Consider the following 21,505-nt stretch of genomic DNA (forward strand, 5'->3'; position numbering starts at 1 on the left):
TAAATCAAGAAGAGATACCTTAGGACTTACTAAGACTGACATTCCCCAAAGTCCCCCTAATAATAACTAACTCTGTTATTGGGGGAGTTATCTCAAAAACAGTTTTATCTGTTTAATACTTTCGTTATAGATTTTGAGATAAATAATCTTGAATCTAATTATTGTCTAGACTTTACCTTCACGTATTTTTTCTTCTGTTTGATAATAATGCCTATGAACAGAAAATAGCTAAATATCATGTAATATACTGTCATTATCCTCTATATCCCATCAAGTATCATTATCGGCATACGCATAGTTATCACTCTCTTCAATGTTTTTTCATTACTAATTAATGTCTGACCAATTAGATCCAAAGTGATTTAGCTCATATCTCTCCATGACTTAACTTACATTCTTGTTTCTCCATCCTTAATTACTAACTTAATAAAACTAAAAAAAAGGTTATAATATACAGAGTAAATTATTAAACATATATTCTATGTACAAATACTGAGTAACGGTGTTCTTTACAACCCATAACAGAATAAAATAAAAAGTTAATCAATAAAGACTATATAATAATTTAAAATTAAAATGATAATAGAAATATAAAACCAATAAAGTATTTACTCATTTTTATTGTTACATTTTATTTTTTAGAGATACCTCTTAAATTCATTAAGATAAATTGATTTATTTAAAATTATTTAATATAAACAACCATACCTTAAGTTAAATTTCTTGGTAGTGAATTTACTTATTATGACCACTCTCAAGAGATCCTTTATTCGTTTTAATACAAGGATTTTATTATGTCAGATAGTTTTCAAAATGAAGTTCCTAAAGCGCGGGTAAATATAAAACTCGACTTACACACAGGTGGTGCACAGAAAAAAGTTGAATTACCTTTAAAACTATTGGCCATTGGTGACTACAGTAACGGAAAAGATAAACGTGTTCTTTCAGAAAGAGAGAAGGTCAATATTAATAAAAATAATTTCAATAGTGTTCTTACTGAATTTTCCCCATCGATCAGTCTTACCGTAAAAAATACATTAACGAATGATGGCAACGAAGAAAATATTAATCTGTCATTTAAAGAAATGGCTGATTTTGAGCCAGAACAAGTTGCTCGCCAAATACCGCAACTTCGCGCCATGCTAGCAATGCGTAATCTCTTGCGTGACTTGAAATCTAACCTCCTCGATAACATCACTTTTCGCCGTGAACTCGAAAATATCCTTAAAGATCCTGCATTAAGTGATGAATTACGCGAAGAACTCTCTCAACTCGCTCCGAAAAAAGATTAATTGGGTTTTATCATTACAGGATTATGCTTATGTCAGTGAATAGCGAAAGTATTTCAAAGAGTACAACAACTGTACTTGATGAACCGACCAATAGCGGTGTTTACGCCTCTCTCTTTGAGAAAATCAATCTCACACCCGTTTCTCAGGTGAGCGATATTAATATCTTCCAAGACAATAGTGCTCTGGCTGATACAACTGCAAATGAACGCGTTACAGTTGCGGTTCAAGTTTTTCTCGAACGGCTGAAATCTTCAGGCCAAAAGGTTGAACGTTTAGATAGAAATCTACTCGATCACCATATTGCAGATTTAGATAGACAAATTAGCGAACAACTTGATGAAGTCATGCATCATGCTGATTTCCAAAAAATAGAATCAGCATGGCGTGGACTAAAATTCTTAGTGGATCGCACTGATTTTCGCCAAAATGTGAAAATCGAATTACTCGATGTAGCTAAAGACGATTTACGCCAAGATTTTGAAGATTGCCCTGAAACTATTCAAAGTGGTCTTTATCACCATACTTATATCGAAGAGTATGATACTCCTGGTGGTGAACCTATTGCAGCCATTGTCTCTAATTATGAGTTTGATCGTAGCCCACAAGATATTGCGTTATTACGTAATATTGCAAAAATTTCAGCGTCCGCACATATGCCATTTGTTGGCTCTGTTGGCCCTGCATTTTTTGGTAAAGACTCTATGGAAGAAGTCGCCGCCATAAAAGATATCAGCAACTATTTTGACCGTGCTGAATACATCAAATGGAAATCTTTCCGCGACTCTGACGATGCCCGCTATATTGGCTTAACAATGCCTCGTGTTTTAGGTCGCCTTCCTTATGGCCCTGATACCGTTCCTGTACGTAGTTTTAATTATATTGAAGAAGTAAAAGGCCCAGATCATGAGAAATATTTGTGGACAAATGCAACCTTTGCTTTTGCCGCCAATATGGTGAAAAGCTTCATTAATAACGGTTGGTGTGTTCAAATTCGAGGCCCTCAGGCTGGCGGAGCGGTAAAAGATTTACCTATTCATCTTTATGATTTAGGAACAGGAAGTCAGGTAAAAATTCCATCTGAAGTGATGATCCCTGAAACACGAGAATTTGAGTTTGCTAACCTCGGTTTTATTCCATTGTCTTACTACAAAAACCGCGATTATTCTTGTTTCTTCTCTGCAAATTCTGCGCAGAAACCCGCGATTTATGATACCGCTGATGCAACGGCAAACAGTCGTATCAATGCGCGTTTACCTTATATTTTTCTCCTTTCACGCATCGCACATTATCTGAAATTAATTCAGCGTGAAAATATTGGTACCACGAAAGATCGTCGCTTATTAGAACTCGAATTAAATAATTGGGTTCGTAGCTTAGTCACTGAAATGACTGACCCAAGTGATGATTTACAAGCTTCTCACCCACTTCGTGATGCCAAAGTCGTTGTAGAAGATATTGAAGATAATCCAGGATTTTTCAGAGTGAAACTGTATGCCGTTCCTCACTTCCAAGTAGAAGGAATGGATGTAGATCTCTCGTTAGTATCTCAAATGCCAAAAGCGAAAGCATAAGGTGAAGCACGGATGAAAATATACCGCCCCCTCTGGAGTGATGGGGCCTTTTTGGCTCCTCAGCAATTTCAACAACAAGCAAGATGGGATAGCTATCTCATTAGCACTATCGCCAATATGACGATAGCATCAACATGGGGCGTGATTTGTGCTGAATTTGATGAAAGTGCTTTAACTATTTCACGCCTTAGCGCACAAAAATTAATTGTGCGTTTTCCTGATGGAACTCTGATCGATACGACACTTGCTGATAATTTACCGCCAGTCAATGAACTCAGCCATTATTCCCAACATCAAACACTTGATATCGTATTAGCTCTACCTTTATTGCAAGCCAATGGTGGCAATCTAATGCAAGAGGGTCGCTCTGATAGACCGCAACAATTCTATCAGGAGTGGATGAAAGTCCAAGATTTAATTGGTCAAGAACAAACGGATATTGCCGTATTACGCCACAGTATTACTTTACGCTATGCTCATGAAGAAAACAGCGCCTATATGACTTGCCCTGTTGCTCGGTTAATTCGTAACACTCAAGGCGCATGGGAACTCGATCAACACTTTATTCCCCCGTTGCTCAGTTGTAATGCAAGCGTTGAATTAACTACATTATTTTCAGAGTTTATGCATCGTTTAGTAGCGAAACGTCGTCGCTTAATGACGATGCGCCGCGAAAATAATGAGCAAATGGCTGATTTTGCTGTTGCTGATGTGTCACTCTTTTGGCTACTAAATGCAATTAACAGTGCGGAACCTGTATTAAGTGAATTACTATCATCAATGGGGCGTCACCCGGAGCTTCTTTATCGTGAATTAGTGCGTTTAGCGGGGGCGCTACTGACATTTTCACTTGATCATGAAAATGGCGATATTCCACTTTATCAACATTCATCCCCTGAACAGGTTTTTCCACCTTTATTTGGCTTACTTAATACCCTGTTAGAAGCGAGTTTACCTTCACGCGTAATTAGTATTGCTCTTGATAAAGAAGGGCCATTCTGGCGTGGTGAGTTGCATGATCCTCGCCTACGCGAAGATGCTGATTTCTATCTTTCAGTACGTTCTGCATTACCTGCTCACTTGTTGATCACTCAATTTCCATTGCTTTGTAAAGCAGGTAGTAATGACGATGTTGCCAGTGTCGTTAACGTGGCACTTAACGGTATTCCATTACAACCATTAACGCATGTTCCTGCCGCTATCCCTCTACGTTTAGAAAACCACTATTTTGCTCTTGAACTCAATAATTCAGCGGGCCAAGCCATGCTGTCTTCAGGTCATTGCGCCTTTTATGTACCAGGAACATTAGGTGAAATTCAACTCGAACTTTTTGCGGTACTTCGCTCATGATGACTCATTCAAGAACAATTAAAAATAACCTTATTGATAGCCTTTTTGCTGATACTTGGTTAATGGTATGTCAGTTACGCCAAGGCGCCGAAATCTCCGATGGCAAAACGTTTTACCGACGCGTTTGCGAACATATTGACAAAACACGCCAAAATCTTACTGAAAAAGGTTACTCACCATCCGCCATTGAAAACATGCTCTACGCACAATGTGCTTTAATTGATGAAAGCGTGATGAATAGAACCACTCGTGATGATGGTTACTTACAGTGGATACAATCTCCATTACAAGCCAAATATTTCAATACGTTAGAAGCAGGAGATAAACTTTGGGATAGATTGCGTAATCTATTAAATGAACCTGCACCAAATCATGATGTGCTTATCTGTTTTCATCGTGTTATTACGCTTGGTTTTGTCGGCAAATATCGCCAAACCGATGCTCCAGAGCGGGAGCAAATAATTGAGTTACTTAATACCCAACTTCCCACTTATGCCCTATCAAGTGATTTACCTTTAGTAATAAAACCCAAAAACCGAATGAATCGTCGCCACCTATATTGGTTAGGGTGGTTAGGCGGATTTATCGTGATTGCAGCATTGTGGTGGGGCTTTTCTGTGTCATTAGAACATTTACTTCAACAATGGGTAATTCAAGGACAGTGATGCAAAAAAATAGAATAAAACAGTGTGTTACATTGTTTTCAGCAAGCTTACTATTATGGTTAATTTGGGGATTTTGGTCTTTTGGTAAAGAGATCTCTTTTTTCCTGACGGCATTTATTTGTATCGTCACACTCTCTTTATGTATTTGGTTTCTCCGACAACAAAAAAGCATACCTTATCTTAAAGATACTCAAACAAACCAACTTCCTCCTGAAAATTACCAAGGTGATGTTGTTATTGTTTGTGGTCAATCACTAGCTCTTTTTGAAGAAAATCAAACTTATCGAGAAACAGCTAAAGGCTGGTATATCTGTGCGTCATCACCAATTGATTTGATTAACATTACTCAGCATATTAGTGATGTTTCTCCTACTCAATTTAACCGTTTATCACTGTTATATTCTCTCTTACCGGAACAACTATCACACATAGATGAAGTTACCCAAGAGACACTAAATTGGCGTAGAGCTATTAATGAATGTAATAAGAAAGCGGGTAAATCACTGCCATTTTGGGTGACTCTCTATCTTAATTCACCCATTGATTATCTAAACTCACATCTTGATGACACTACACCATGGATCATTCATTTAAAAGATCAGCAAGAATTACTCGTTGTTTCTGATAACTTAGCAACACAGCCTATTTCAAAATGGTTATCACGAAACACTAAGCACGTTGAACATCAACTCACTATGGCACTCTGGATTGATCAATTACTTGCTTGGTTAAAAAATACGTTTATTCCCCTGCTTACAGTTGCTCAATCTGGTGCTCCAAGCCTTATTCCTGTAGCTTGGGCAATACAATTCACTACTGTATCCACTGTTTCAAATAGCTGCTGGGCTCAGTTTATTCATCATAAAACTACATTATTCCCATCTATTACTAAAGCACCCAATCAAAGTGAAGAATTGCCATTACCTGATCTCCTGATTAATAAATTCACCCACGATGTCAACTTACTGCAAATAGAAACCACCTTTGGTGTTGTTGGCATGATCTGTGGATTATTTCTTATTGGAGCAATATCAGGAAGTTATCATCATAACAAACAGCTAATTTATGATATAGGTAATGATATTCATCACTTTAAAAGTCTTACCGATGAAAACTTAGAGCCTAAAAAAGTAGCTTATAAACAGTTACTTTCAGATGCAGCTTTTCTCTCCCATTGGCAACGAGAAGGTATTCCTGCTCGCTACTCTTTAGCATTATACCAAGGTAATAATATACTGCCTTACTTGCATGCTTTACTCAGTTCATGGTCCCCACCACTACCACCAGCTCCCATTATCGTACAAGAAGTCCCTGAAATGGTGACTTTAGATAGCCTTACTCTCTTTGCTTCTGGTCAATATGAATTAAAAAATGAAGCCACCAAAGTCCTTGTTGATGCACTTATCAATATCAAAGCGAAGCCGGGTTGGTTAATTGTCATTTCAGGATATACCGACAATACCGGTAACTCTGATTTAAACCAAAAACTCTCGCTCAAAAGAGCTGAAGCTGTACGCGACTGGATGATCAAAACTAGTGATATCGCACCATCTTGCTTTGCAGTGCAAGGATATGGTCAACATCAACCTGTTGCAGATAACTCAACACTCGACGGGCGTGCCCGTAATCGTCGAGTTGAAATTCGCCTGATACCTCAAGCCGATGCTTGTCAGGTATTAGCTGATGACCTTACGCCACTGAAGGATGGTGGCAACTAAACCTTAGAAAGGAGATGTAATTATGGCTATTCCTGTATACCTCTGGTTAAAAGATGACGGTAATGCTGATATCAAAGGCTCTGTGAATGTTCAAGATCGTGAAGGCAGTATTGAAGTCGTCGCTCAAGATCACAACTTGTACATTCCAACAGATAACAATACTGGCAAATTAACCGGTACACGTATCCATACTCCATTTATCTTCGTTAAAGAAATCGATGCCTCTAGCCCGTATTTGTACAAGGCAGTTACAACGGGACAAACCTTGAAAAAGGCAGAATTTAAGTGGTATCGCATCGATGACGCAGGTCAAGAAGTTGAATATTTCAACACCACACTTGAAAACGTCAAAGTCGTAAAAGTGGCTCCTAAGATGCACAACATCAAAGATCCAACCAAAGAGAAACACAATCACCTTGAAGAAGTTGAATTGCGTTACGAAAAAATCACTTGGACTTACAAAGACGGAAATATCATTCATTCAGATTCATGGAATGAACGCGCTACTGCGTAACACTAAAAAAACAGGCGGTTAACCGCCTGTTTTTAAAAACATTTAAATTAAAACACCATTACCTAATTACACCCTAAATAATTCAAAGCACGACGAGCAATACTCTGAATAGCTCAAAGTACGTCTAAATAGTTCAAGGTGTAGCTAGGCGACAAATGAATGAGTCACTAGGAGCATACATAAGTATGTGACTAGTGCGAGTGAGTGCAGTCAACAACGCTACAACTTGAAATATGACGAGTAACGCTACAACTCGAAATATGACGAGTAAGAAATGACCTTATGAGCCTCGGTCTATGGCTAAGGGCGGTAGCGTACCTAAACCCCCTCAATAGGAACTTCAATACTGGGAAAAAATATGGAAAATCAATCTGTCATGCTATTACGTCGCTTAAATCCTTATTGTGCAAAAGCGCTGGAAGCTGCGGCCTCATTATGCCAAACCCGTGCCCATGCAGAAGTGACTATTGAACACTGGTTATTAAAAATTCTCGAACTCGGTGAAAGTGACATTACTGTATTAGCCCGTCGTTATGAATGGGATTTAACGGCACTTTGGCAAAGCTTACTTGATGCAATTGATAAATTACCTCGCTCTATACATAGCCGACCTCAATTATCCAAGCCCTTACTAGAATTAATCAAAAATGCTTGGGTTATTGCATCTCTTGATGAAGATATAGAACACATTCGCAGTGTACATCTCTTGCATTCCATGACAAAACAGCCAGCATTAATTCAACTTGATGCACTCTGGCCTTTAATGACATTGGGGGAGACACAACTACAACGATTAAGACCTCTACTTGATGCTCAATCTGATGAAAGGCCAGAAATTCAGCAATTGGCTTCTTATAATCATTTACCTAAAGCCCCGCTTGCGCCAAATAATGAAGCCACCACAACATCTTCAACAGCAGATAGTGCCATTATTGGCGATACATTAAGTGATGCCCTTCTTGCTGTCTTAAATAAATTCACTCTTGATATAACAGAAAAAGCGCGCCTTGGTGAAATTGATCCCGTATTTGGTCGAGATGACGAAATTCGCCAAATGGTTGATATTCTCTCTCGTCGGCGTAAAAACAACCCTATTCTTGTTGGTGAACCGGGTGTCGGTAAAACCGCACTGGTTGAAGGATTAGCATTACGTATTGCTGAAAAAAATGTCCCTATCAGCTTACAAACCACCTCATTACGCACCCTCGATTTAGGTTTATTACAAGCAGGAGCTGGCGTAAAAGGTGAATTTGAGCAACGACTAAAAAATGTTATTGATGCCGTTCAACAATCACCCACGCCAATACTGCTTTTTATCGATGAAGCTCATACCATTATTGGTGCAGGTAACCAAGCCGGTGGTGCCGATGCCGCTAATTTATTAAAACCAGCATTAGCACGTGGTGAATTACGTACCATCGCAGCAACCACTTGGTCAGAATACAAACAATATTTTGAACGTGATGCGGCATTAGAACGTCGTTTCCAAATCGTAAAAGTTGACGAGCCGGATGATGAAAAAGCTTTTTTAATGTTACGAGGACTTAAATCCCGTTATGCTAAATATCATGGTGTACATATTACCGATGATGCAGTAAAAGCAGCCGTCACCTTATCTCGCCGTTATTTAACTGGTCGCCAACTTCCTGATAAAGCCGTTGATTTACTTGATACTGCCAGTGCGCGTATTCGGATGAGTTTAGATACCTTACCTGAAGAACTCACTCGCATTAAAGCCAAGCGTCATGCACTCGAACTAGAACAAAAAGCGATTTTTGATGATATCACTATTGGTAATTTAGCGAATCAAATCAAACTACCCGATTTATCTACTCAAGATGCCCAGCTTGCTATTCAACTCGAAACATTAAAACAACGATTTGAACAAGAAAAAAAGATTATCTATGAGTTAATTGAAAGTCGTCGAGATCCTGAAAATGCAGAGCTTTCAGCACAACTTCAGCAACAACTTATTCAGTTACAACAAGACGCTCCATTATTAAATCCCGATGTTGATGTTCGTACTGTAGCAACTGTTATTGCTGATTGGACTGGCGTTCCGCTTTCAAGCCTACTTAAAGATGAACAAATTGGCCTGTTAGAGCTAGAAAGTAACTTATCAAAATATGTCGTTGGTCAAGACAGTGCCTTACTCGCGTTAGCCCAACGTTTACGTGCATCCAGAACAGGATTAGTGTCTGAAAATGGCCCTCAAGGCGTATTTTTATTAGTGGGTCCAAGTGGTGTCGGTAAAACAGAAACTGCGCTTGCGTTAGCCGAATGCTTATTTGGTGGTCAAAAGTCTTTAATCACTATCAATATGTCTGAATATCAGGAAGCACATACTGTCAGCCAATTAAAGGGGTCACCTCCGGGTTATGTGGGATATGGTCAAGGTGGTGTATTAACTGAAGCTGTAAGAAAACGCCCTTATAGCATTGTGTTATTAGATGAAGTTGAAAAAGCCCATCGTGATGTTCTCAATCTTTTCTATCAAGTATTTGATAGAGGCTTTATGCGTGATGGTGAGGGGCGAGAAATTGATTTTCGAAATACCGTTATTTTAATGACTGCAAATTTAGGCAGTGATTATTTAATGCAACAACTGGAAGAGTCACCATTAAGTACCGATAGCGATTTACAAGAAACACTTCGCCCTATTTTACGTGATCATTTTCAACCCGCATTATTGGCTCGATTCCAAACATTAATTTACCGTCCTCTTGATGCAACAGCACTACGTATTATTGTTGAGATGAAATTAAAAAATGTGATCAAGCGACTTTACACTCACTATCGATTAACGGGAATTGTTGAAGAAACCCTCTACGACACCATTGTAGATGCCTGTTTATTACCAGACACCGGTGCACGAAATATCGATAGTCTGCTTAATCAACAAATACTCCCTATTCTTAGCCAACAACTTCTTTTACGCCAAGCCAATGCAGAGAAATCACAGTATGTCATTTTGGGCTATAACGATGAAGATGGAATAACGCTGAGCTTTAGTGATGAGTTGCAGCATTGATTAATGCATATCATTAAGGAATAGGGAAATCTAAGCATGCCTATAAAATTAACCCGTAAAAAAGTTATTGTCGTTGGGGCTATTCTGGCCATTATCGTCGTGAGCTCACTGCTTTTCCCCCAAAAAAAACCACAAGATGACTACCTAGCTGGAAATTTACACGGCTTTAACCATGTCAAAGGCACCTCCGTTAACTGGTTTAAAGTCAATGGCTATTATGGCAAAGGCGGGGGCGGAACCTGTTGCATTGTTGTGCCCGCCAAGTGGACACCGAATCAATGGGTCAACGTGGAATGGGAAGTCGATCCTGATGCTTATTCAGGTAATATTCCTGAGTTTAATGATCCTACTTACGATGACTACATGAAACAACATAGGGCTAATTATCGTCGTTATAGCAAAATGGTAGAAATCCCCGAATATGATGACCCTTGTGATGTCAAAGTGCATTTTCTTCCCTGCCAAGAAGTTCGGATCACCTTGTCTTGTAAATCATGGGGGCACCCTGACTACCCTGTCAATGAACCTGATGATATGGAGGAGCCTGCAGTATGCTCGAAAAATTAACCCGTAAAAAAGTTATTGTCGTTGGGGCTATTCTGGCCATTATCGTCGTGAGTTCACTGTTTTTCCCCCAAAAAAAACCACAAGATGACTACCTAGCTGGAAATTTACACGGCTTTAACCATGTCAAAGGCACCTCCGTTAACTGGTTTAAAGTCAATGGCTATTATGGCAAAGGCGGGGGCGGAACCTGTTGCATTGTTGTGCCCGCCAAGTGGACGCCGAATCAATGGGTCAACGTGGAATGGGAAGTCGATCCTGATGCTTACCCCGGTGATATTCCTGAGTTTAATGATCCTACTTACGATGACTATATGAGGTTACATGAAGCCAATTATCGTCGTTATAGCAAAATGGTAGAAATCCCTGAATATGACGACCCCTGTGATGTCAAAGTGCATTTTCTTCCCTGCCAAGAAGTTCGGATCACCTTGTCTTGTTATTCTCCGGGGCATCCTAATTATCCTATTTCGGTTCCAACAAAAATGGAGGAGCCAGAAATATGTCCAAGCAAGTAAACTCCATCTTTATTGAAACGATAGAAACCGAAGCCACTAAAGCTATTTCAACCATAAGATCCCAAGGTGATCCTTGTTGGGCTCCACCTCTATTTCCTAAAAAAGGACGCCTAGCGCTCACAAAAGAACAAATCAGTACTAATCATGAAAAACTAACGAATAAAGAAATAGAATATTATCAAAACGCTAAAAAACAAAAAAAAGCACTATGTTGTAAAACTTTACACGTAAGTTTGTTTTTTGATGGCACAAATAATAACAATTATAATGATACTGAAGCATCAATTCCGCCTCATCCCTCTAATGTTGCTAAGCTTTATCATGCCTCTTCTCCTGAAAAGAATGAAGTTAAGAATCAAGGTTTTTATAGTTATTATATTTCTGGTGTTGGTACCCCTTTCCCAGATATTGGTACAGATGAGTATTATTCCGATGGGTTAATTTTTGCAACCGGTGGTGAAGCCAGAATAAGTTGGGGATTAATTCAAGTTTGTGATGCCATTTATCATGCAGTAACAGGTGATGGGCTCTCTTTATCAGATAAACGAGCCTTACTTAAAGAAATGAGTACAGATTTAAATTTTGAATCAATGACAAATACCGATCTAGACTCTACTGATGCTTTTTATGGCACTGCAGGAGCTGCTACTATGGGGATCTTAGGGTTAATCGTTGGATCCGCATACAGTAAATTCAATAAAACCTATAATCCCGTCAAACCGTTAAACGATTTTCTTAAGCCTTTAAAATGGAAAATATCTAAAGTAAAACCGCATATTGTCGCTTTAAAAATCTATGCTTATGGATTTTCTCGAGGTGCAGCAGAAGCACGCACTTTTGTTTACTGGCTTAATCAATTTTTAAATTATCATTTTGAAGAATTACCCCACGCATGGAAAAAACCGTGTCCTTTGGGAACCATTTATAGTTTACCTGTTTCCGTTGAATTTTTAGGTTTATTTGACACTGTTGCCGCAGTGGGATTAGCTAATGTTGTCCCTGGCGCTACAGGGCATAATGGTTGGGCAAGTGGTACACAGCAGTTGCCAAAGTCATCACTTGTCAAAAATATTTGCCATCTTGTTGCTGCCCATGAACAAAGACAATGTTTTACTGTTGACTCAATTCGGACACCCGAAGGTCATTATCCCCCTAATTCTGTTGAAGTTATTTACCCAGGAGTACACTCTGATATTGGTGGAGGTTATCCAGCCGGCGACCAAGGTAAAGCAAGAAACCAGCATAAAGAATTATTATCACAAATTACATTACATGATATGTATGCAGCAGCAATCGATGCTGGAGCACCATTACTTTTTTCCTCAAAGAGTATTGATCTAGTTCCTAACATAAAAAAAGAATATTCTTTTTTAGTTATGGGTGATGAGTTACTCGATGAATTTGCAATATCAGAAGATTTAGTAGATAAATTTAACTCTTGGCGAACCTATACTCTACCTGAACAATCTGCCTTATCACATAATACGACTGATAATACCTCATGTTTTATGCCTCCGCGTTTTGCGGCGAGTACTTTAGAATATGCGATGGAAATTCAGCTTATTTTAATCACAGCGTGGAGAATTGGTCGCTATGGTACAGAACAAAGTGACGAAATTAATTTAACGCATCAATCATTTTTTAAAAATGCACCACAACATTCTGATATTTTAGCTCAACCTTATGAAGCTGAATTTTCAAAACAAGCAACTACCACATTAGCATTAGAATATGAGAAAAAAATACAGGATATTGCTGAAAAAGCATCAATAAGAAACGAGGAAAAAAAAGAAATAACCGACCTTTCCAATTGGAAACCAAGCGATAAAAATATGGGACCACCACTTTTTGATGCAACAAATGCCAGAGGGCAATTATGGGAGGCATCTTTAGAATTTAAATTTGAACTAGAAGATTTAAAAGGAATATCCAGACCTACACCACTAATAAAAATAAACCAAAAATCAAAAATAGAATGTCAACAAGAAGCACAATGGTTTAAAAAAGTACATGGTGAAGGATCATCAATATATCAAACACAATTAGAAAACTGTAAAAATAATCCTGAAGTTACTTTTCCACCTGATGTTATATCAAAAGCAAATTTACTAAAAGCATTTCAATCTGCTGATAAGCTTGTTTACATAGCTACAACTCAAGATGAAAGGCAAGAGTATTTAAGTTTAAAAGCTATGAGCAGTACCATATTTAAAAAAATAATGTCTTTATCGATGAGAAAAATAACTCAAGACATAGACCTTAAAAATGTTATTAGTTTACTTGATGATCAAATACATGATTCTCGTGCATGGTTTATGCACTCAGAGAGTGGACTTCGAGAGCCTTTTAGTAGTTACTTTTTATCAAGAATGATCTACTTTGGCCATAGATCAAATAAATCTATGCAATTAATTATGCAACCTGAAGAAACATCTAATTATTTAGATACAATAAAATTACTAGGCATAGCATATAAACCTTTATACGGAATTATATTTTTAGATTTATCGACAGGAAAAGAAATTCCTATAGATATGGCTCAACTTCCCCCTCCAACATATTATTTAGCTGATCAAATATCAGAGCTTATTAAGAAACAAAAAAAAGAAGAATTAAATAATACTATGCAAGATTTACAAGTAATCATTGAAAAATAATATCTACAATTATTAAACGTTATTATATCAATTAAAACTCTTTCAAAAGGATAAACATAGAAAGTTTGTTCATAATAAACAGACGGGATATGTTTATATAACTCAGCTATGAACTTGAAAAAAACAGCTCAGACTCTACTTAATGGACAAAATCGCTATCATCTTAATGTACAAGGTTGTGATATTTTATTTGATGTAGAACACTTCACCGGACGCGAAGCAATAAGTGATACCTATCATTATCAAATAATGTTTACTTGCCAAGCTCAGGATTTACAACCGCAACAACTGTTGCGCCGTAGTGCAACGCTATCTTTTACACCACCGTTAAATAGCCTGACTGATTTAGCTACACAAGAACCCATCACCAAGCAAGTTCATGGTGTTGTCACCCAATTTCGGCGTCTATCAGGTTCGGTTGATGAAGCGCGTTATCAACTCGTGATTGAGCCTGTTTTTGCATTATTACGCCATCAAATCCGTACACATCGTTTCTTCCTCAACCAGTCGGTGCCCGATGTTGTCAGCCAAATTTTACGTGAGCATAATTTCAAAGATTGGGAGTTTGAATTTACACTTAAAAATGAATATCCCAAGCGTGAGCAAATCAACCAATACAATGAAAGTGATCGCCAATTTATAGAACGACTATTAAGTGAAGTCGGTATTTTTTATTCGTTCTATTTACAAGACCAAACACAAACCGAAGTGATCCGTTTTGCTGATCGCCAAAGTGCTTATACCTTTGATAAAACTCTGCCTTTAAACAGCCCATCAGGTATGAATGATAATCACCAAGAAAGCGTATGGGGATTATCATTACATCATCAAGTAGTTGAACAAAATGTATTCACCAAAGACTATAACCACCGCCAATCACAAGACACCTTGATTTCAGCAGTAACGGATATGACCCGTGGTGAAGGGGATGATATTCATTATGGTGAAGTTTATCATTACCAAGCAAGACACCTTACTCGTGGTGATAAAATCACACCAGAAGCCGAAACCGCAAACTTTTGGGCACGGCTTGATCATGAACGTTTTCTAACTCGTCAAACGCGCTTAAAAGGCGAAAGTAATGCGGATTTTTTATCACCGCTACAAGTGCTTTCCATCACTGACAGCACAATACCTTCATCGTTGCCGTCTGTGTTTCAGTCACCGATTTTAATTACCCGCGTACGCTTTAGTGGTGGTCGAGAAAAAGCACTACAAGTACGATTTAATGCTATTCCTTATAGTGAAACACTTTGTTGGCGCCCTATTGTTAAACCCCGCCCCATGATTACAGGCACACTGACTGCACGTATTACTAGTGCTAAAGATAACGATATTTACGCACACCAAAATGAAGACGGCTTTTATTGGGTAAAATTTGATGCCGATCGTGATGAAAAACCGATGGGCTATGAAAGTATGCCAGTACGTTTGGCAAAACCTTATGCCGGCGATACCTATGGGATGCATTTTCCGTTAATTCAAGGCACAGAAGTGGCTATCGCCTTTCATGAAGGCGATCCTGATAGACCTTATATCGCCCATGCATTACATGATTCACGCCATCCCGATCATGTAACGGATAGAAATAACACTCGTAATGTTATTCGTACTCCGGCTAATAATAAGCTACGTATGGAAGATAAACGCGGGCAAGAACATATCAAAATCAGCACTGAATACGGGGGCAAATCTCAGTTAAACTTAGGGCATATTGTTGATGCCAATCGTGATAAACGTGGCGAAGGCTTTGAATTACGCACTGATAGTTGGGGAGCAATAAGAGCGGGTAAAGGATTATTTATTAGTGCAGATAATCAAACCAAAGCCGGTGGTGAAGTGCTGGCAATGGAACCTGCAATATCGTTAATAAAAGGTGCAATAAGTCAACTAGATGATTGCAGAGAAATTACTCAAGCACACCACAATCTCCAACCAGAAAAAGAAGAGTTAGATAATCTTTTAAAAAATACAGATAAACTAGCATCCCCTTCTATTCTAATGCATGCACCAGAAGGAATAGGCATTGTTACCAATGAAACATTACTTATGCAAAGTGTTGAAGCACTCTATGCTCAAACGAAAGGTGAAATGCACTTATCTAGTACAGAGAATATAGCTGTCAATGCTTATAAAAAAATTTCGATGCTATCTCAAAAAGAAGGAATACGCATTGTCTCAGGAAAAGGGCCTTTTGAATTAGAATCGCATGGCGATATCTTTGAAGCGACAGCACTTAAAGATATTACCGTTCAATCAACTCAAGGTCATATTCAATTAACTGCTAAAAATGGAATTACTTTAGGTTGTGGCGGTGGATATATAAAAATAATGCCTGATGGGCAAATTGAAATCCACTCACCAAGCCGATTAAGTCTAAAAGGACAACACATTTGGAGTGAGCCGGCGAGTGAAGATTTTCCATTGCCTGACCTTCCTCAATCTGTTTGTAAAGAGTGTTTAAAGAAAGCACAAGAAAATGCTATGGGAGTCGCCATTCGTGAATAATACATTGCAAGCCCCCTCAAAAGAAATAACAACGCAGTGGATAAATCAATTAAAATTGATCTCAGAAAAAACGCATCTAGATTATATTGATATTATTATTGATCAAGCGGGGATAGAGAACCCTATTGTTCCAGCGTTAATAAAAATGGATAATGACATTAGATGGTTTTCTCTTTTCACTAATATGCCAGAAGAAGGTTTTTTGGAACAAGCCCCCCTGCTTATTCGTATTGAGTGGAATAAAAGTACACACTTAATTTTGTTAGAAGCGTTGTTTGAATTACTTTATTCAGAGCCTAGATTATTAATAACATCATCCCCTCTTTCATTTAATATGTTATCTACTTTTTTACTTTCTCTTGCAGAAGTAGAATGGGGATTTAAATCTTGTTTACTTCGTTTTTATGATACACGAGTATTTCCAACATTAATAAAAGATATTCTTACCCCTGAACAACAAAAAAGATTTACTGATATTACATTTATTTGGGGCTGGCTAGATAGAGATAATGATATGAGTTGGTTATTAGGTAGCTATCACCCAGAAATTGAGGATAAGTCTTTTTCAATAATACAATTTAACGATGAACAAATTAATAAAATTGGCTGTATTAGTGATGCTGAAGAACTAAGGTCATATTCTGAATTTAATAACACATCAATAACTCAAGAAGAAAACTTTAATCGCTTATATCACCTTGCTATTCAAGCTAATAACAGCGATTACTTAGGCACTACAGAGGAATATATTCGCAAACACTCTTTTAATAATTAAATTATTCATATTACTATTTTTTAAATTCATACTTAGATAGAACATAAAATGAAAAAAATAATTAGAGTTGGAGATACCTTAAATCCTTATGGTGGAAAAGTGATGACCGGAAGATACTTAGCATATGGGAAACCTGTCGCTTGTATTGGTGATACTGTTATTTGTAATAAACATGGTAAAAATAAAATTATTGAAGGAGCAACAAACTCAATAATAAATAAAAAAGCAATTGCATTAGATGGACATCATTGCGCTTGTGGCTGTACTTTAGTAAGTTCCCTTTCTGATATAAATATTAAATCATAAACTAATTATTTATATTTCATCATTATTTTATAATAAATAAAGTAGGTAATATGATTAAATTAAAACTAATATTATTAATTCTAGCCTATTCCTTTTTCCTTTCTGGTTGCGCCAATGCGGGCTCTTGGGGGGCAAAACCGAAAAACCCGATGTTAGGGGCCGGGCTTCAAGGCTATAACCACACTCAATTTGAAATTTCAGGTTTTTCAATTAATGAAGGTTACGGCAGTATTGGCGGCACGGTCTGTTGTGTGATGCTCCCCGAAAAATGGCGCCCTAATTTAATCGCACATATTCAATGGAAAAAGGTCGATACCACAAAATTCCCACCAGCACCTAAATTTAGCCAAGTCGAAGCCTATAACCGCTGGGAAAAAGAATTAGACCGTTATACGACTTATCACGAAGCCTGGGTGCCGATCCCGCAATATGACGAACCATGTAGCGTTAAAGTCCATTTTTTGCCTTGCGACGAAGTCAAAATCACCACGTCTTGCAAAGGATATGGCCATCCTGAATACCCGATTAATGAGCCTCATAATTTGAAGGAGCCCGCCGTATGTCCCCAAAAATAACCTTTTGGCGAATTTTCCCCAAGCTTGTCTCACTCTTAATTATCTCTTTTTTCCTTTCTGGTTGCGCCAATGCGGGCTCTTGGGGGGCAAAACCGAAAAACCCGATGTTAGGGACCGGGCTTCAAGGCTATAACCACACTCAATTTGAAATTTCAGGTTTTTCAATTAATGAAGGTTACGGCAGTATTGGCGGCACGGTCTGTTGTGTGATGCTCCCCGAAAAATGGCGCCCTAATTTAATCGCACATATTCAATGGAAAAAGGTCGATACCACAAAATTCCCACCAGCACCTAAATTTAGTCAAGTCGAAGCCTATAAACGCTGGAAACAACAACTCCGCGATAATACCTCGACCCACGAAGCTTGGGTGCCTATTCCGCAATATGACGAACCTTGTAGTGTTAAAGTCCATTTTTTACCTTGTGACGAAGTGAAAATTACCACGTCCTGTTATAGCTATCACGATCCTGAATACCCAATCACTGAACCAATGAAAATGAAGGAGCCCGCCGTATGTCCCCAAAAATAACCTTTTGGCGAATTTTCCCCAAGCTTGTCTCACTCTTAATTATCTCTTTTTTCCTTTCTGGTTGCGCCAATACCGGCTCTTGGGGTACGAAACCCCAAAACCCGATGTTAGGAGCAGGGCTTCAAGGCTATAACCACACTCAATACAGTATCACTGGTTTTTCGATCAATGAAGGTTACGGTAGTATTGGTGGCACCGTCTGCTGTGTAATGATCCCTGAAAAATGGCACCCTAATTTAATCGCACATATTCAATGGAATAAAGTAGATAAAAATAATTTACCCTTCCCGGCACCTAACTTTAACGAAGTAGAAGCCTATCGTCAGTGGAAGCAAAAGCTACACGATAATACCTCAAGCCACGAAGCCTGGGTGCCTATTCCACAATATGATAAAGAAGTGTGTGGTGTCGATGTCCACTTTTTACCTTGTAATGAGGTGAAAATTACCACCTCTTGCTATAGCTATGGTGATCCTGAATACCCAATTAATGAGCCTCATAATATGAAGGAGCCAGCCGTATGTTCGAAGAAATAAAAGCAGATCCAGTTTGGGTGCCTAATCATTTCCCAGATGATGGGCGACTAGAACTAACGCAACAACAAATAGAGAATAATTATAAAATACGAGAAGAAGAGAAACGAAATCATAATTCCAGCCTTGCTGGCGTAAAAAATAACTGCTGTCGTAATTTACATATCAGTTTCTTTTTTGATGGCACCAATAATAATCGAGATAAAGATATGAAGGCTAAGCCTAAAACAGCCACCAATATTACTCGATTATTTGAAGCCACCAATGAAGATGAAAACAATCCTAATAAAAAAGAAAGAGAATATTTTAAATATTATATGCCTGGTGTCGGCACAGCCTTTCCTGAAATAGCAGAATATAATTTCACTAATACGGGGTTAATATTTGCAACAGGTGGTGAGAATCGTATTAACTGGGCTTTATTAATGCTAGCCAATACATTAAGCGTAGCTTCTGGCAATAAGAGATTAAATATATCTGAATGTAGAACACATTTAAACGATATGGCGACCCCCACATACCTTCCTATTAGTGGTAAAGGGCGTCGCCGTGCCGTTATCCATTCTTTAATTAATAAAAAAGAGATTATTGAAGGGTTGCAACTTAAACCTAAAACATTAGCGATTAAACTTTATGTTTATGGTTTCTCTCGTGGTGCGGCGGAAGCAAGAACCTTTGTTAATTGGGTGACTCAATTATTTGATACCCCAAAAGATGCAGATAAACCTATTCAGCAATTATGTGGTATTGACGTAAAAGTCGAATTTATCGGCATTTTAGATACCGTACCCTCTGTGGGTATAGTGCACTTAGCGCCCTTCTTTTCGGGCCATATGGATTGGGCAAATGACACTCAACAACTCCCTAATGAAAGACTATTTCCTCGTTTTATTAAATGTTGTCGTCATTTTATTTCTGCCCATGAACAACGTTTTTGTTTTCCATTAGACACAATAAGGCGTCCTTATGTTTGGGATAATAAAGATAACAAACATGGTTATTATCCTAAAATATCTGATATTGAAGAAGTGGTTTACCCTGGTGTTCACTCTGATATTGGAGGGGGATATTTGGTCGGTGATCAGGGTAAGGCATTTGAAGATCCTTCCATGTTAGTTTCACAAATCGTCTTACATGATCTCTACCTTTCAGCATTTCAAGCTGGCTCCCCCCTTAATATAGCGGTTCGATCTCCATTAACAATTTCAAAAAAGAATATGAGTGAACCAGTAGAACCAGAAATTCTCAATTTATTTGAAATAAACCCAACCTTAATTCAACGCTTTAATGCTTGGCGAAAAATCACCTTAGGGTTACCACCTGTCTCTACCACCAATTTCTCAGGAAGATTCAATGCTTGCCGTGCAAATATGTCATTAGAAAAAATAGTGGAATTACAAATGGCATGGATGACGGCTTGGCGTATTGATAGATATGCCGATATGAATCTCTTTAATCAAGATTTTTATAAAAATGCATTACAACATAAAACTGAACAGATCAAAGAAGATAAAGAAACATGGGAAACTACTAAAGGTGATATAAAAAAAGCACAAAACGAAAAAATAAAAAATGGTACAGACACCCTTTCACTAGGAGATCTTGTAGGGCCTCGTATTTATGAACCCATGCTAGGTAAAACACAATTAAGAGAAGCAGCTGAAGAGTTTAAAGCTGACTATTATAATGGGCGAAGAGAAATTCGAAATTGGAAACAGTTTTCTGTCGATAATTTATTAAATAATATAATGTGCTTATTAAATACTGATGATGAAAAAACTGAATATTTTTATATGAAAAAAAGTGGTGATGATATTTATCAAAAAGGTGAAGGGTTTCCTCTATTTAAAGAAAACAATACGCCTGATCCTGATGAATTATTAACAAGAGATTTATTTGATAATCAATTTCATGATTCTCGAGCTTGGTTTATGCATGATGCATTACAATCTAGAGAACCTTGGGCAAGTTATTTTAGTTATAGAATGATCTATGCAGGTAGCGAAACTAATAAATTTTTATCCCCTGTTGCAATTGCCGGAAAAATCATTGGTGTTGCCACATTTATTGGCGGTATGGCGTATGTAGTTAAACAAAAGAATATTAAAAATGCATTAGGTGCTTTTGCCGGCACATTAGGCGTTATGTCAATGGAATATGAAGTGGTAAATGCGGTAACTGGATTAGCATTACCTATTAATCCAGAGGATGTTAAACCGACTAAAAATGCAGGGCCTGTACAATCAATTGCTGTAGCCCAATCAGTTATTGAGCAAACACAAGGTGTTATTAATAGTTTGACTCAAGTTATTGATACAAAAAAAATCTTACAGATTGCTTAAATTATTATTAACAATCCTATTTATTTAAATTCGGTCTTTAAAAAATCAGGAGATTT

The 21,505-nt window shown here is 37.9% G+C and carries 17 protein-coding genes; all 17 read left to right on the forward strand.

The genetic code is table 11. The features are described from left to right. The first annotated feature begins 794 nt into the window (after positions 1 to 794). Positions 795 to 1,292 carry a type VI secretion system contractile sheath small subunit gene (gene tssB / locus ABN256_RS07915; RefSeq protein ID WP_072069330.1) on the forward strand — a complete coding sequence of 166 codons (498 nt, stop codon included), beginning with the start codon at positions 795 to 797 and terminating at the stop codon, positions 1,290 to 1,292. 23 nt (positions 1,293 to 1,315) lie between these two features. After that, the gene (tssC, locus tag ABN256_RS07920) at positions 1,316 to 2,863 is read left to right on the forward strand and encodes a type VI secretion system contractile sheath large subunit (protein WP_072069331.1); all 1,548 of its coding nucleotides are present in this window, start codon (positions 1,316 to 1,318) and stop codon (positions 2,861 to 2,863) included. 12 nt (positions 2,864 to 2,875) lie between these two features. Then, positions 2,876 to 4,213, forward strand: coding sequence for a type VI secretion system baseplate subunit TssK (tssK, locus tag ABN256_RS07925; RefSeq protein ID WP_196553955.1), 1,338 nt, complete (start codon positions 2,876 to 2,878; stop codon positions 4,211 to 4,213). Continuing rightward, on the forward strand, positions 4,210 to 4,878 hold the full coding sequence (tssL, locus tag ABN256_RS07930) for a type VI secretion system protein TssL, short form (protein WP_349439325.1): 669 nt from the start codon (positions 4,210 to 4,212) through the stop codon (positions 4,876 to 4,878). The genes tssK and tssL overlap by 4 nt, the downstream gene beginning before the upstream one ends. Then, positions 4,878 to 6,596: an OmpA family protein gene (locus ABN256_RS07935; protein ID WP_349439326.1), complete on the forward strand. Its 1,719-nt coding sequence runs from the start codon at positions 4,878 to 4,880 to the stop codon at positions 6,594 to 6,596. The genes tssL and ABN256_RS07935 overlap by 1 nt, the downstream gene beginning before the upstream one ends. A 22-nt stretch (positions 6,597 to 6,618) precedes the next feature. Next, the gene (locus ABN256_RS07940) at positions 6,619 to 7,110 is read left to right on the forward strand and encodes an Hcp family type VI secretion system effector (RefSeq protein ID WP_023583757.1); all 492 of its coding nucleotides are present in this window, start codon (positions 6,619 to 6,621) and stop codon (positions 7,108 to 7,110) included. A gap of 358 nt (positions 7,111 to 7,468) precedes the next feature. Beyond that, entirely contained in the window at positions 7,469 to 10,141 is a 2,673-nt protein-coding gene (gene tssH / locus ABN256_RS07945) for a type VI secretion system ATPase TssH (RefSeq protein ID WP_349439327.1), read from the forward strand. 36 nt (positions 10,142 to 10,177) lie between these two features. Then, on the forward strand, positions 10,178 to 10,708 hold the full coding sequence (gene tli1a, locus ABN256_RS07950; protein WP_349439328.1) for a Tli1a family immunity protein: 531 nt from the start codon (positions 10,178 to 10,180) through the stop codon (positions 10,706 to 10,708). A 47-nt stretch (positions 10,709 to 10,755) separates the two neighbouring features. Then, complete coding sequence (tli1a, locus tag ABN256_RS07955; protein ID WP_349439329.1) at positions 10,756 to 11,223, forward strand: Tli1a family immunity protein; 468 nt, start codon at positions 10,756 to 10,758, stop codon at positions 11,221 to 11,223. Further along, positions 11,208 to 13,880, forward strand: coding sequence for a T6SS phospholipase effector Tle1-like catalytic domain-containing protein (locus ABN256_RS07960; protein WP_349439330.1), 2,673 nt, complete (start codon positions 11,208 to 11,210; stop codon positions 13,878 to 13,880). The genes tli1a (ABN256_RS07955) and ABN256_RS07960 overlap by 16 nt, the downstream gene beginning before the upstream one ends. A gap of 108 nt (positions 13,881 to 13,988) precedes the next feature. Next, on the forward strand, positions 13,989 to 16,388 hold the full coding sequence (locus ABN256_RS07965; RefSeq protein ID WP_349439331.1) for a type VI secretion system Vgr family protein: 2,400 nt from the start codon (positions 13,989 to 13,991) through the stop codon (positions 16,386 to 16,388). Continuing rightward, positions 16,381 to 17,163 (forward strand): toxin Tle1 chaperone Tla1, encoded by a 783-nt coding sequence (tla1, locus tag ABN256_RS07970; RefSeq protein WP_196553946.1) that lies wholly within the window; start codon positions 16,381 to 16,383, stop codon positions 17,161 to 17,163. Before ABN256_RS07965 ends, tla1 begins: the two co-directional genes overlap by 8 nt. 48 nt (positions 17,164 to 17,211) lie before the next feature. Continuing rightward, the gene (locus tag ABN256_RS07975; protein ID WP_349439332.1) at positions 17,212 to 17,469 is read left to right on the forward strand and encodes a PAAR domain-containing protein; all 258 of its coding nucleotides are present in this window, start codon (positions 17,212 to 17,214) and stop codon (positions 17,467 to 17,469) included. Positions 17,470 to 17,519: 50 nt separating this feature from the next. Then, complete coding sequence (gene tli1a / locus ABN256_RS07980) at positions 17,520 to 18,044, forward strand: Tli1a family immunity protein (protein WP_349439333.1); 525 nt, start codon at positions 17,520 to 17,522, stop codon at positions 18,042 to 18,044. Continuing rightward, positions 18,029 to 18,574 (forward strand): Tli1a family immunity protein, encoded by a 546-nt coding sequence (gene tli1a, locus ABN256_RS07985; protein ID WP_349439334.1) that lies wholly within the window; start codon positions 18,029 to 18,031, stop codon positions 18,572 to 18,574. The genes tli1a (ABN256_RS07980) and tli1a (ABN256_RS07985) overlap by 16 nt, the downstream gene beginning before the upstream one ends. Then, positions 18,559 to 19,110, forward strand: coding sequence for a Tli1a family immunity protein (tli1a, locus tag ABN256_RS07990; protein WP_349439335.1), 552 nt, complete (start codon positions 18,559 to 18,561; stop codon positions 19,108 to 19,110). Before tli1a (ABN256_RS07985) ends, tli1a (ABN256_RS07990) begins: the two co-directional genes overlap by 16 nt. Then, positions 19,095 to 21,449 (forward strand): T6SS phospholipase effector Tle1-like catalytic domain-containing protein, encoded by a 2,355-nt coding sequence (locus tag ABN256_RS07995; RefSeq protein WP_349439336.1) that lies wholly within the window; start codon positions 19,095 to 19,097, stop codon positions 21,447 to 21,449. The genes tli1a (ABN256_RS07990) and ABN256_RS07995 overlap by 16 nt, the downstream gene beginning before the upstream one ends. Positions 21,450 to 21,505 lie beyond the last annotated feature (56 nt).

Origin of the sequence: Proteus sp. fly-1008 (assembly GCF_040140305.1) — a bacterium.
In the GTDB taxonomy this organism is placed as follows: domain Bacteria; phylum Pseudomonadota; class Gammaproteobacteria; order Enterobacterales; family Enterobacteriaceae; genus Proteus; species Proteus vulgaris_B.

What these genes read in the sequence shown, in the direction of transcription:
- ABN256_RS07995 (WP_349439336.1), top strand. Translation starts at nt 19,095, where the DNA reads ATGTTCGAAGAAATAAAAGCAGATCCAGTTTGGGTGCCTAATCATTTC.
- ABN256_RS07935 (WP_349439326.1), top strand. Translation starts at nt 4,878, where the DNA reads ATGCAAAAAAATAGAATAAAACAGTGTGTTACATTGTTTTCAGCAAGC.
- tli1a (WP_349439333.1), top strand. Translation starts at nt 17,520, where the DNA reads ATGATTAAATTAAAACTAATATTATTAATTCTAGCCTATTCCTTTTTC.
- tssL (WP_349439325.1), top strand. Translation starts at nt 4,210, where the DNA reads ATGATGACTCATTCAAGAACAATTAAAAATAACCTTATTGATAGCCTT.
- ABN256_RS07940 (WP_023583757.1), top strand. Translation starts at nt 6,619, where the DNA reads ATGGCTATTCCTGTATACCTCTGGTTAAAAGATGACGGTAATGCTGAT.
- tli1a (WP_349439334.1), top strand. Translation starts at nt 18,029, where the DNA reads ATGTCCCCAAAAATAACCTTTTGGCGAATTTTCCCCAAGCTTGTCTCA.
- tssB (WP_072069330.1), top strand. Translation starts at nt 795, where the DNA reads ATGTCAGATAGTTTTCAAAATGAAGTTCCTAAAGCGCGGGTAAATATA.
- tssH (WP_349439327.1), top strand. Translation starts at nt 7,469, where the DNA reads ATGGAAAATCAATCTGTCATGCTATTACGTCGCTTAAATCCTTATTGT.
- ABN256_RS07975 (WP_349439332.1), top strand. Translation starts at nt 17,212, where the DNA reads ATGAAAAAAATAATTAGAGTTGGAGATACCTTAAATCCTTATGGTGGA.
- tli1a (WP_349439335.1), top strand. Translation starts at nt 18,559, where the DNA reads ATGTCCCCAAAAATAACCTTTTGGCGAATTTTCCCCAAGCTTGTCTCA.
- ABN256_RS07965 (WP_349439331.1), top strand. Translation starts at nt 13,989, where the DNA reads ATGAACTTGAAAAAAACAGCTCAGACTCTACTTAATGGACAAAATCGC.
- tli1a (WP_349439328.1), top strand. Translation starts at nt 10,178, where the DNA reads ATGCCTATAAAATTAACCCGTAAAAAAGTTATTGTCGTTGGGGCTATT.
- tssC (WP_072069331.1), top strand. Translation starts at nt 1,316, where the DNA reads ATGCTTATGTCAGTGAATAGCGAAAGTATTTCAAAGAGTACAACAACT.
- ABN256_RS07960 (WP_349439330.1), top strand. Translation starts at nt 11,208, where the DNA reads ATGTCCAAGCAAGTAAACTCCATCTTTATTGAAACGATAGAAACCGAA.
- tssK (WP_196553955.1), top strand. Translation starts at nt 2,876, where the DNA reads ATGAAAATATACCGCCCCCTCTGGAGTGATGGGGCCTTTTTGGCTCCT.